Below are 12,653 nucleotides of genomic sequence, written 5' to 3' on the forward strand. Positions count from 1 at the left end.
CCATCCGAGTAGCAAATTTCAACGTTCGGTCAGTATGCCCCTACATAGCAATTCTTCGCGCCTCTGCGTCTTCGCGTGAGATAATTACGTATGAGTGGTTCACGCGAAGGCGCGAAGACGCAAAGCCATTCCAGTTCGATGCAGGGACGGGGACAGTTAGTGGTAATTGAAGTCGCGGAAGTGATCTCCAGGCGTGGGCAAACTGCGGCGGTAGCGAAAGAAGTTGAATGTTGGTTACTCGGTAATTTTCACCGAGGCGTTTGGGACCAAACCATGCCGTTAATTTCGGATTTGTGTGGGCAGCCATTGGCTGGCGGCGATCGCGCAGGCTTCCATAAACATGGCTGACGGCGTCTCGCTGTCCGCAAGTTTAGGCCGCAGAATTTCACTCGTCGTGCGAAATGGCTGGAGGAACAGCTGCTTGCCGCCGGCCAGCCATTGGCCGATGACATCGAAGTCCTTCGGCTTATGCAGCGCCGGGACGACGGTCGTGCGGAACTCGTAATCGATGGAAGCTTTGCGTAGCAAAGTAATCGACGTTGCCAGGGCCAGCGGTAGAGTGCGCCGTCCACAGTAGCGCTCGTAGTGGCCCAGCGTGCCCTTGACGTCCATCGCCACGTAGTCGATGAGGTCTGCGTTGAGCAGCTCTTTCAGCACGCTGGGGTTGCCGCCATTGGTGTCGAGCTTAATGCCGAAACCACGCCGCCTGCACTCTTGCAGAAATTGAATGAGCTGTGGCTGGCGGGTGGGCTCGCCGCCGGTGACCACAATGTTTCGTGCTGCAGGAGGCCGCCGATCTAGCAATTCAAAGACTTCGTGCGGCGTTACGTGAGACTCTGCGTCGCAAAGTTTATTTGCATCGCAAAGTGGAATGAGCTTCGGGTTGTGGCAATACGGGCAGCGCCAATTGCATCCTTGGGTGAAGATCACCACCGCAGGGCGACCAGGGAAATCAAGGAGCGAGTTTTTGATGAGGCCGCCGAGGTTCATTGGGGGGAGGTGGCAGGGGCAGTTGGGGGGCGCTGCCCCTGCCATTGTTCGTCATAGCAACTGAGCCTGCTGCATCTTACGGTGAGCAGACAGATCAGGCTCGGTATCCACACGCAGCTTGGCGCGCTTCTTAAACTCGGCCTGCTTGCCATCGTTCCATTGTGAGACGGGGCGCAAATAACCAACAATGCGCGAGTAGACCTCACTTTCGGCGCCGCATTCGGGACAATGGTGATGTTCGCCCGGGACATAGCCATGCGTCGGACAAATGCTGAACGTCGGCGTGAGTGAGAAGTAGGGGAGCCGGTAGTTCAGCGCCACGGTTTTCACAAACTCGCGCACCGATGCCGGATCACTCACGCGCTCGCCGAGGAACAAGTGAATGACGGTCCCGCCGGTGTAGAGCTCCTGTGTTTCCTCCTGCAGTGACAGCACTTCAAAGGGGTCTTCTGTGTAGTTGACCGGCAGGTGCGTGCTGTTGGTGTAGTAGGGCGGACCGCCTCGCATTACCTCACTTGGGTTGGCGCAAACGATGCCCGGATGAAGGTCTTGATCTTTCAGCGCAAGCCGCATGGAAGTGCCTTCGGCAGGCGACGCTTCCAAGTTGTAATGGTTGCCGGTTTCGAGCTGATACTTGACCAAGCGCATGCGCATGAACTCCAGCACCTCTTTGGCAAAGGCGCGGCCTTTGTCGCTGGCGATATTGCTGCCGAACAAATTCAGACATGCCTCGTTCATTCCGACCAGGCCGATGGTCGAGAAGTGGTTTTTCCAGTAGACGCCATGCTGGTTCTTCATGTCATGCAGGTAATACTGCGTGTAGGGATACAGGCCTGCGTCGGTCAGGTCTTCGAGGAACTTACGCTTCGTTTCGAGACTGTCGCGCGCCAGGTCCATCATCTTGGTCAGGCGGCGGTAGAACTCGCGCTTGTTCTTCGATTGGAAGCCAATACGCGGCATGTTGATGGTCACCACGCCAATGCTGCCCGTGAGCGGATGCGCGCCGAAGAGGCCGCCGCCGCGTCGCTCGAGTTGCGTATTGTCGATGCGTAGGCGACAGCACATGGAGCGCGCGTCGTCGGGGCTCATGTCCGAGTTGATGAAGTTGGAGAAGTAGGGGATGCCAAACTTGCCCGTCATCGTCCAGAGCCCGGTGAGGTTGGGGTTTTCCCAGTTGAAGTCGCTCGTTAAATTGATCGTGGGGATCGGGAACGAGAACAAGCGGCCACTGGCGTCACCTTCGCTCATTATGTCGAAAAACGCGCGGTTAAACACATCCATTTCTTCTTGGAAATCACCGTAAACATCGTCCGTAAATTGACCACCGCGCAGCACCGGATGCGTCGCGTAGTGCGAGGGGCATTGTAGGTCGAGTGTGATGTTGGTGAACGGACTTTGGAAGCCGACGCGCGTTGGCACATTCACGTTGAAGATGAACTCTTGCAGGATTTGTCGGACCTGCGCGTAGTCCAGGTTGTCGTAGCGAATGAACGGTGCGAGCAGCGTGTCGAAGCTGGAAAACGCCTGGGCGCCAGCGGCTTCGCCTTGCAGCGTGTAGAAGAAATTCACGACTTGGCCGAGCGCGCTGCGCAGGTGCTTGGCGGGGGCGGACTCCACTTTGCCCGGCACGCCACGAAAGCCGACGCTGAGCAGTTGGAAGAGGTCCCAGCCCACACAGTAAACGCTCAGCTGATTGGTGTCGTGGATGTGGAAGTCGCCGTTTTCGTGCGCCTCGCCAATCTCAGGCGAATACACCTCGCTCATCCAGAAGCTTTGGCTGATGCCGGACGAGATGTAGTTGTTCAGCCCTTGGAGGGAGTAGGCCATGTTGCTGTTTTCGCGAACTTGCCAATCGAGTTTCTTGAGGTATTGCTCAACGATTTCCGTTTTGGTCTGGTTGCGAATCGCGCGTCTCCGGGCATGCTGATCCCGGTAGATGATGAATGCTTTGGCGGTCTTGCGAAATTTGGATTCGATGAGGATGTCTTCGGCAATATCCTGCACGAGCTCCACGGTTGGCGCCTGTGCATCCAGCGTTTCCGCAAAGCGATTGACGATGGCCAATGCGAGCTGCATGGCTTCATCGCGTCCAAACTCTCCGGTTGCCTCGCCTGCCTTGGCGATGGCGTTGACAATGCGCATCGGATTAAACTCTGCCTTCTTGCCATCGCGCTTGCGGATCCAGCGCACGCCCGAGGTGTTCAGCAGTAAGTCCGTTTCCGAGTTTAAGGCCGCGTTGGGCCGATCGAACAATAATAGTTCGTCATGGTTTCCAGTCATTTTACCTTTCCTTTGTGGTGTTGCGTTAGTTGAGGCATCAACCATAGCAGAGGAAGTAAAACTGTCCGGGAAAATCCGTCTGAACTGAATGGTTAGAAGGCGCAGCATTTGGCTGCTGAACAGCGGCTTATTGCATGAGCATTTCTGATGTGGCGGAGTAGGGAAGCTTTGCGTTGCAAAGTATTATCAGGAACTTTTCTAAAGCCATTTAGGCATGTGTCGCTTGTGCTGCTGCTTGTAAACTTTTCGGTAAAGATTGAGGCGTCCATGCCTGTGATTGCCCAAAGTATGATAATTTGCTAGGCTTAATGGTTTTTATTCACCACAACTATGCCTGCTAAACTGTTTCCCCGCCACGCCTTTGCGTTGGCTAGCCTGATGTTGGCAACCGCTGTGCAAGCAGCTTTCACGACGGAAATCGTCTACTTTGACATGCCGGAGAATTTGGAACGTCAGGTAAACCCGACGCCGACTGCGGCCCTTGCTGCGCTGCCGGGCTATCCGAACAATCCAAACCAGTTGACGCTGGCTGCGCAGATTTATGTGCCTGATGTAAATGTATTTAGCGGCCCGTATCCCACGGTGATCATCCTGCATGGCTCGGGCGGCATGTGGTCGAATGACGTCATCGCCAATGGCCCGCTTTCCCACCTGGAACAGTGGGGGGAACTGCTGGCGGATATGGGCTACATTGCATTGCTGGTCGATAGCTACAACCCGCGCGGAATCCCTGGCAACTACAGTAGCCGTCGCCCAAGCTACGATCCTGCGGTTGACGACGATGTGTGTTCACCCAATTACGAGCGCCCCAAGGATGTGGTGGCGGCGCTGTCTTACCTGGCGGATCGAAGTGATGTCGACGTGGACAATATCGGCCTCATGGGCTTTTCTCATGGCGCCCAGACTGGCATGAACGCAGTGCTGGATGTGTCAGTCGACCTTATCAACTACGAGGTGAGTTACATTGACTACGATTCAGACGACGAAGAAGAGTTTACGACCACCAAGGCGGTAGACAGCCCGGTGCGCATTCCGGATAGTTTGCCGTTTCCGAAGTTTGGCGCCTTTTATTACGGGGGCGGCTCGCACTATGGCTATCATGGCCAAGCCAGCTCGGTTACCGCCGGGCGCTATATGTTGGACCGACGGATGCAGGTGCTGGCATTCCACGGGACGGAAGATTCCCTGCTGGGCGTTTCCAACCCTAATGTGCTTCCAATGACGGGCACGCTCTTTCCGATTAAGCAATTGCTTTCGTCCAGCTTGCAGGCGCAGACCGAGGGAGTGGATGACCCGTTGCAGCATCACTACATCATGGACTTGGTGGAGCACTCATTCGACTTGGCGAGCCTTGCGGCGGAGATCGACTGGAACACCAACAACGAAGACGCTGACCAAAAAGCAAAACGCCTTTGCCGCGAGGAAGTGCTCAAGTGGCTGGAGTATTGTTTGAAGGCTGGCCCGTCGACGGCCGTGGAGCCGCAACCGTCGCCCGGGATGGTTGATTTAGTCGCCTCAACGAACGCGCGGCTGAACTATCAATGGCTCTACAGTGACGATTTATCCGTCTGGAACGAACTGGATTCGGACTTTGATGGGGACGACAATGACATCACCATCGGGACGCCCCTCGGGCAAGATGATCGGCGTTTTTTCTCCCTGCAATATTTGCCGATCGAACCGCCTTTTGATGATCCGGATAACGCGGGCTTTTTCTTCGATTACACGGATTTTAGTTATTAGAGCACTTTTCATCTAGATTGGCCGATCAGGCCGCAGTGATTTTTCGTGTTCAGCAAGGCGGCTTGAGCGTCGCAGGCTGGAAGCCTGTGAGCGAAAAGCCAACAACGCTGGTGCGGAAAAGCACTCGGTTTAGGGCTTGGGGCCAGATTGGAAGTTCGCGGCGTTGGCATTTCAATCACGGGCTTCCAGCCCGCTCAATCAAAGCCGCCTTGCGCTGCATCCAATCTCTACCCCACCTGAATCGGCCAATCTAGATGAAAAGTGCTCTAGCAGGCAGCAAGGTCACTCTTGCTCCTTCAGGTGGTTGACGCGGAAGGCGAGTAAAAGCATGGCGAGCAGACTCATCGAGACGAAGGTGCGCGCTTCGGGCATGCCGGTGTAATAACCGACCGTAAAAAAGACGCTGAGTCCCACGATAGCCAGCATGCCAAGCCAGATTTGACGACGGCTGGCCTCGTTGCGCAGTTCGTAAATATCGGTGACGATGCTGGCGCCCAGCGCCATGGCGAGGGCGTGGGTGACGTAAAGATAGTCCCCGGTGAATAGCCGAGCCATCGCTGCGGCTCCAATGCCGAGCAGGAAGAGGCTGGACCAGATGACGCCCCGCTGTTCCTCGTCGTTCAGCGCGATGCGAGTTGATGGATCACAATAAATGACGAGGTTGAACAGTGCGTCTTTGGCCAGAAGCAGAATAAGAAAAACGGTAATCGAGAAATCGACCAGAATGTAGACGGCGACGGAATTGGTCGCCATGCCGAGCCAGTAGGGGATGTCGTCGCGCAGGAGAATAAAACCGCCCAAGAAGGCGAGCTGCCCCATGGTGGGCAACTTGGCGTACCAGAGGAGGAAGCCGAAGAGCACCCGGTAGACGACGCTGCGCGCTTTAAACGTCTGGAGAAGCCCCTGGCGCGCACCGTCATTGGTCGGGTCGATGCGGAGAGCTTCGGCAAAGTGGGTGCTGGCCTGTTGATACGAGCCACCGAGGAGGCAGTTCCAGCCTTGGGTCAGGTGGGCGCTGTCGTCGTCGGCGGCATCGGCGAGCACCTGCGCCATGTCTGCCTCGGCGGCTTCTTTTTTATTCATTCGAGCCAGCACGGAGGCGCGCAGTTGGAGCGCTTCGGTGCTGACTGGGTTGAGCGCCAAAGCGCGGTTGGCGGACTCAAGCGCTTTGGGCCGCTGGCCGAGCTTTAGCTGCACGTAGCCGAGAAGGATCAGGTTATCTTCGCTGTCGGGATCCAGCTCAATGGCGGTATTGAGGGATTTGATGGCGGCGCGGTGCTTGCCGGAGAAAAAAAGCGCCTCAGCTTGGATGTTGTGAAAGCGTGCGTCCATGGCGTCGAGCGCAATGGCGGCTTCAACAGGCTTCAGCGCTTCGCGATGCTTGCGCTGGTTGAGCATGGCGCGGGTCAGCCAGTAGAAGGACTCGGGGTTGTTGGGGTCTTCCACGACCCAGTCCCGCGCGATTTCCTCGGCTTCCCGGCTGCGTCCCATCTGAAGTAGCTGCACTATGCGCACCAAATGCATGGCCAGAAAGAAGACTTATAGCCGAGTTGTTGGCGACAGTTTATTGACGTTAATTGCGCTGGATTAATCGCCGAAACGGTGGGGGCGGTAGTTGGGAGACCAGACTTTGTAGCCGGGAATGGTGATTTCGCCACCGGAAGCAAAAATGGCTTCTTCGATCTCAATTTGGCGCTGTTTGATGGAGGCGGATTGTGCTTCGAGCGCTTCAGTTTTCTGGGAAATCATCTCGATCTCGGCATTGCGGCGTTCGAGTTCGGCTTGGCGGCGCTCCATCTCACGGATTAGGGCTTGGCTGGCCTGGGAATCTTTTTCCGCCTTGGCGGCGCGCTCGCTGAGGGCGGCTTCCTGCTCGGCCATGGTCTTGCGCTCATCTTCGAGGCGCTGCATTTTAATGCGCATGTTTTCGGCGGCGCGTTCGGCGTTTTCACGGGCTTTAGCCTCTTTGGCCAAGCGCTCATTGAGCACTTTTAAGTGGGCTTCACGCTCGGCTTCCATGCGAGCGGCGGCAACTTCTGCCAGGCGGGTTGCTTCGTCTGCGCGGGCTTTTTCTTCCAGCGCCTGCTGTTCTGCGGCGGCAAGTTCTGCGGCGCTTGGCGATGGCTGGGCGGGCTCAGGGGTTGACTCGATCATTTCCGCCACCGGCTCAGTCTCAGATGTTTCATTATACATCAACAGCCCTGCGGCCAGGGCCGCGATGACTGCTACGCAGATGAAAATGAGAGCGTTTTTCATAGTATGGATACTTTGCGCCCCAAACGGTAAGGGCAATGAGATTTCTCGCAAGCACGCATTGTTGAAATCAACCGGCAGATTCTTCTGAATCCGCGAGTTCCTGCGGTTTGAATAAATAGTAAATCGTGATCAGCAGGCAAAGCATCGCCGGGTAAATGGCCGCAACCAGTAGCAGGCTGCCAAAAATGCCAATGGTGACGCCGGTCCAGACGCCAATGATGTCGGTGACGACCAGGAAACAAACCGGAATCAGCACGATGATGATGGCCAGCACGTAGCCAATGGAGGTGGTGCCGAGGTAAAAACCGTCTTCCTTGCCCAGCGTAAGGCCGCAATGAGGGCACGACTCCTGAAGCTTAAACCAGTTGCGGAACAGGCCGCGGTTTCCGCATTTGGGGCAACTGCCGGTCAGGCCGCGGGATAGGATTTCACCGGAGGAGGGGGGCATGCAATCAGTGGGCGTGGGCGTTGGGGAGGTCGCGCAGTAGCTTTGTGGTCACGAGTCGATCAGTGGACGCGTTCCATTGTTCGACATTTTCGAGGTTAAAAATGTTATCCGGCAATTGTGGGTTCCAGTTGCTGCGAATGCGGGTGAGCACCGTGGTCGAGCCAGTCTGATAATCGATGAGTTGGATTTGCTTGGCGCGCGATTTCTGCTCGCCGCGAAACTCGAAGTCTTCGTTGCTCAGGATTTCGACGGAGTAGATGAGCTGATCCGCAAAGTCATAGAATTCGATGCTGAGCGGTCGCTCGTTTTCCTGGCGCACGAGCATGTGGCGGTAATCGTAGCCGACAGCGTCGCGGAGTTTGGGGTCGCGGTAGCGTGATTGAATGACATCGACCGTGTCGCCCCGGAAGTAGGCTGTGCCCACTTTGTTGTAATACCAGGGGTTGTGGTCGTCGTCGTAGATGCCTTCAAAATACCAGTCGGTGTCACCCAGTTTCGTCTTTAAGTCCTTGAGGGAAACGGGGCCGCCCTGATCGGTGTTGTGATCGAAAAAGGCGAGCTCAGGCAACTGGTTGGGCTTCTGAAGGCTGAGCAGGGTGACGCCCTCGTTGTCATCATCCGGGATGAGTCGGAATACGCCCTGGATTTCGTTGTTTTGGTAACGAAAAATGATCAGCATTTGGCCCTCGTAGACTTCGCCAAGATTGGTGATGCGCACGTAGCGGTAAAGCTCGGCGTATTCCTGAATGGAGAAGTGGCCTTCGGCGCGTTGAATGATCTCTTTGGCCTTCTCTTCGGGCGAGACGGTGCGGAAGCCAACCAGTGGCAGGGCGGCAATGAGTAGCAGTGAAAGGCGTATTTTCATGGCAGACGATTAAGCAAGCGTCCTGCCATTTATTAGAAATGGTTTCACTGGGTCAAGCAGGCGCTGCGGCACGGTGCCCTCAATGTAAACCCCGTTGTCTTGCACTTCCTTATTCGTAATGGCGCCTGCTTCATGTAGGCGGTTTACGAGGTCGTAGCGATCGTGGGGAATCATCAGCTCGACGCTTTCGCCCCATTCGCCGATGTATTCCTGGCACTTGGTCAGCAGCGTATCGATGCCTTCGCCGGTTTTCACGCTGACAAATAAGGCGTCCGGGTGGTCGTGCCTGAGCATGGCGAGGTCGATCCGGTTTTCGACGGCGTCGATCTTGTTGAAAACAGTAATGATCGTCTTTTCGTTCGCCTTAAGCTCCTTGAGCACGTTCATCGTCGTCGCGTAGTGGTGAGCGACATCGGGGCTCGATGCGTCGAGCACATGGATGAGAAATGTCGCCACGACGGCTTCTTCCAGCGTCGCCTTGAACGCTTCCACCAAGCGGTGGGGGAGACGGCGAATGAAGCCCACCGTGTCGGTCATGAGCAGAGTCTGGCCATTGGGCAGATCTGCGCGGCGCGTGGTGGGGTCCAGCGTGGCAAAGAGCTTATCCGCCGCCAACACCTCAGACTGAGTGACGCGGTTGAGCAGGCTGGATTTGCCGGCGTTGGTGTAGCCGACGATGGACGCGGTGGGGAGGGGGACGCGCTGGCGTTTTTTGCGCTGCACTTCGCGGTGTTGGAGCACTTCGGTGAGCTCTTTTTTCAGCCGGGAAATGCGCGTGCGAATCATCCGCTGGTCCATTTCGAGCTGAGTTTCACCGGCGTCACGTTGGACGGCGCCGCCGCCACGTTGACGGTCGAGGTGGCTCCAGGCGCGTTTCATGCGCGGCAGCTCGTACTCCAGGCGCGCAAGCTCGACTTGCAACGAAGCCTCCTTGGTCTGCGCGCGGCTGTTGAAAATGTCCAAAATGATTTCCTGGCGGTCGATCACGAGGACTTTGCCGCCGAGCTCCCGCTCCCAGTTACGCTGTTGGCCCGCCGAAAGCGGTTCATCGAAAATGAGCGAATCGCAGCCACGATCTTTGATTTCCTGCGCGATTTCCCGAACTTTTCCCGAACCCAGCAGGAACGCCGCGTTGGGCTCACGGACTTTGACGACTTGCTTCACTGCAACCCCGATGCCGAGGTTGGAAACGAGTTCCTCCAGTTCTTCCAGGAGCGTTTCGGCCTCTCCTTCAGGCATTTTCGGACCCCGCACTCCGAGGAGGAATGCGTTGTTAATCATCGGGTTTAAGTCATCAGTTTGGATCATGCGTAAATATCTCAGCTAACAGGCAATTTCGCCGAATAGCAACGGGATTTCACGGGGCGTCTTGCAGACTTTGGAGTAAGGCATTGCCAAGCAGTTTCTCCGAGCGCTTTTCAACGATTGGATGACCTGAGCCTAGGGGGCGGGGGGGGGGTAAATTCGCCGTGATTGCATATCAAAGAACACTACTCTAACTGCCCGCTCGCCGGGACGAGGCGTAGGTGGGGCGCAGGCGGCTCAGGGGCTGCCTACCGGAGCGGCGGATAACTCCGTTGCTCACACGTCGATGCTGCGCTGACCAGGCTGGCATAGGGCGTCGTGCAAAGAGTGGGTCGGGCAACGGTGGGCGTCGCGAGGCTGGTTGCTGTCACCAAGCCAGTCCGCGAATGAGCCTGTTTGCCCGTCACGCAATGCACGCGGCCCGAATGGCCCCGCATGGCGTCGACTGGGATACCTACGTGGTGGTCGCTAAGGAGGGTGTTGGGGGGAGGGGGAGTTCATGGGTTTGAAGGTTTGAAAGTTGGGAGGTTTGAAAGTTGGGGGGATGGGAGATGTGGGTAAGGTGTGGGAGTTGAGTGGCGCAATTGGGTAGCATAGGCGTCCCGCCTGTGCCCCGATTTCCAACTGACTGAATGCACCAGCGGGACGCCAATGCGAAGGGGATGCGTCTGTGTGCAGTTAGATGGGGTAGGGCACAGGCGGGACGCCTATGCTACGTCTGGGGGGCAACGCAGAAAGGGAAATGAAGTGATCAATAAGACACTAAGATTTCAACGCCTGGTCGCAAACTTAAAGTGAACGCACGAGCATTTTATTAGTGAGTGGCTTTCACTAATAATCCGAGCTGGGCATCAACGACTTACGCACGCGAAAAGGGGTGCTTCAACCAAAAGTGGAGCATGCTAACCACGACATATCGGTCGATTCCGAAAAAAACGCGCTAACTGCCGAGGATCTCTTCGTCGAAGGGCCATTGTGTTTTAGACGTCGGCTCAGGCCGAAACTCCGAATTCAGACTTGGCGGAAGCAGGGAATCTGGCACAATGCTCCGTTTTTCCCGATCGATGAACTCCGCGAAACCCAACGTTTACGTCTATGACACGACCCTGCGCGACGGCACGCAGGGCGAAGGCATTTCATTCACCGTCAGCTCCAAAGTGCGTTTGGCGGAGAAACTGGATTCGTTCGGCATTGACTACATTGAGGGCGGTTGGCCGGGCTCGAATCCGCGTGATATGGCGTTTTTCGAGCAGGTGCGGAAGGTCAAATTCAAGCACGCCAAGGTGGCGGCGTTTGGGTCGACCCGTCGCGCGAAGATGGCCGTGGAGGAGGACCCGCAGGTGAAGCTGCTGCTGGACGCCGAGACGCCGGTCGTGACCTTTTTCGGCAAAACCTGGCTCATGCACGTGACCGAGGTTCTGCGCACCACGGGCGACGAAAACCTCCGCATGATCGAGGATACGACTCGCTACCTCGTCGATAATGGCCGTGAAGTGGTTTACGACGCAGAGCACTTTTTTGACGGTTTTAAGGACAACCCCGAGTTCGCCTTGTCGACTCTGGAGGCGGCGCAACGCGGTGGCGCTTCATTCCTGACCTTGTGCGACACCAATGGCGGCACGCTGGTCGGCGAGGTAAATGATATCGTGAGTCAGGTCGTGAAGCATTTTCCGAACACCCGTATCGGCATGCATTGCCACAATGACGCCGGGTTAGGCGTCGCCGTTTCGTTGGCGGGCGTGGAGTCTGGCGCGACCATGGTGCAAGGCACGATGAACGGCTATGGCGAGCGCATTGGCAACGCCAACCTGACGACGATTATCCCGAACCTGTCGCTCAAGATGGGCTACCCAATGGCCTGTTCGGGCAAGATCGCCAGCCTGCGTGACTTGTCGCTTTTCACGGCGGAGCTCGCCAACCAGCGCCACGACAGCAAACAGCCCTACGTGGGCGCTTCGGCCTTTGTTCACAAGGGCGGCGTACACGCGGATGCGGTCAACAAGGTGAAGCATTCCTACGAGCACATCGAACCGGAGCTCGTCGGCAATCGCACCCGGGTGGTGGTTTCCGATATGTCGGGCCGTGCATCGATCATGATGAAGGCGCACGAAATGGGGCTCGACGTCGAGTCGAAGTCGCCAGCGATGAAGGGCTTTCTTGATGAGCTGAAGCAGCTCGAATTTCGCGGCTACGAGTACGAGGCCGCCGACGCCTCCTTCAAGCTGCTGGTCCGTCGTTACATCGATGGCAAGGAAGACCCGTTTACGATTCAGAACTTCAAGCTCAACGACGAATACGGCGAGTGGAAGGACGACGTGACGGCCGAGGCGACCATGAAGGTCAAGATTGGCGAGAAAATTTACCACGTGGTGGATGAGGCCACAGGCCCGGTCGGTGCGCTGGACGGCGCGCTGCGCAAGGCGCTCGAAGCGGTGTTCCCGCAAGTGCACGATGTGCGGCTGACAGACTTTAAGGTGCGCGTGCTCGACGGGCAAAAGGCATCCAAGGCGATTGTGCGCGTGCAGATTGAGTCCACGGATGGCCAGAATCTCTGGGGCACCGTAGGCGCTTCGGACGACATCATCGAGGCGTCGCTCGAGGCGCTGCGTGATGCTTTCCTTTACAAGATCGCTCTGGATTTGGGCGAGGGATAAGCGCCTGTACTGGAGCGAAGAAGTCGGCCTTGTAAACTAGAGCACTTTTCATCTAGATTGGCCGATCAGGCCGCAGTGATTTTTCGTGTCCAGCAAGGCGGCTTGAGCGTCG

The 12,653-nt window shown here is 56.7% G+C and carries 9 protein-coding genes; 2 read left to right on the forward strand and 7 right to left on the reverse strand.

Annotation, left to right across the window (positions count from 1 at the left end; genetic code table 11):
• Positions 1-279: 279 nt before the first annotated feature.
• Positions 280-990 carry an anaerobic ribonucleoside-triphosphate reductase activating protein gene (locus RBB63_RS14145; protein WP_309385377.1) on the reverse strand — a complete coding sequence of 237 codons (711 nt, stop codon included), beginning with the start codon at positions 988-990 and terminating at the stop codon, positions 280-282.
• 51 nt (positions 991-1,041) lie between these two features.
• On the reverse strand, positions 1,042-3,270 hold the full coding sequence (locus tag RBB63_RS14150; RefSeq protein ID WP_309385379.1) for a ribonucleoside triphosphate reductase: 2,229 nt from the start codon (positions 3,268-3,270) through the stop codon (positions 1,042-1,044).
• A gap of 330 nt (positions 3,271-3,600) precedes the next feature.
• Here RBB63_RS14150 and RBB63_RS14155 point away from each other — a divergent pair, with 330 nt between their 5' ends.
• The gene (locus RBB63_RS14155; protein ID WP_309385381.1) at positions 3,601-5,013 is read left to right on the forward strand and encodes a dienelactone hydrolase family protein; all 1,413 of its coding nucleotides are present in this window, start codon (positions 3,601-3,603) and stop codon (positions 5,011-5,013) included.
• A gap of 282 nt (positions 5,014-5,295) precedes the next feature.
• Here RBB63_RS14155 and RBB63_RS14160 read toward each other — a convergent pair whose 3' ends face one another.
• From RBB63_RS14160 to hflX, 5 genes are all read right to left on the reverse strand, one after another.
• The gene (locus RBB63_RS14160) at positions 5,296-6,504 is read right to left on the reverse strand and encodes a tetratricopeptide repeat protein (RefSeq protein ID WP_309385383.1); all 1,209 of its coding nucleotides are present in this window, start codon (positions 6,502-6,504) and stop codon (positions 5,296-5,298) included.
• A gap of 96 nt (positions 6,505-6,600) precedes the next feature.
• Positions 6,601-7,269 (reverse strand): hypothetical protein, encoded by a 669-nt coding sequence (locus tag RBB63_RS14165; RefSeq protein WP_309385385.1) that lies wholly within the window; start codon positions 7,267-7,269, stop codon positions 6,601-6,603.
• Positions 7,270-7,336: 67 nt separating this feature from the next.
• Positions 7,337-7,717, reverse strand: a complete 381-nt coding sequence (locus RBB63_RS14170; RefSeq protein ID WP_309385387.1) for a DUF983 domain-containing protein — start codon at positions 7,715-7,717, stop codon at positions 7,337-7,339.
• Positions 7,718-7,721: 4 nt separating this feature from the next.
• Positions 7,722-8,582, reverse strand: coding sequence for an outer membrane lipoprotein-sorting protein (locus RBB63_RS14175; protein ID WP_309385389.1), 861 nt, complete (start codon positions 8,580-8,582; stop codon positions 7,722-7,724).
• Positions 8,583-8,591: 9 nt separating this feature from the next.
• Positions 8,592-9,890 (reverse strand): GTPase HflX, encoded by a 1,299-nt coding sequence (gene hflX / locus RBB63_RS14180; protein ID WP_309385391.1) that lies wholly within the window; start codon positions 9,888-9,890, stop codon positions 8,592-8,594.
• A 1,061-nt stretch (positions 9,891-10,951) separates the two neighbouring features.
• Between hflX and cimA the strand changes: the two genes are divergently transcribed.
• Entirely contained in the window at positions 10,952-12,541 is a 1,590-nt protein-coding gene (cimA, locus tag RBB63_RS14185) for a citramalate synthase (protein WP_309385393.1), read from the forward strand.
• Positions 12,542-12,653: the final 112 nt, after the last annotated feature.

The organism is Cerasicoccus frondis (assembly GCA_031296915.1).
Classification (GTDB): Bacteria; Verrucomicrobiota; Verrucomicrobiia; order Opitutales; family Cerasicoccaceae; genus Cerasicoccus; species Cerasicoccus frondis.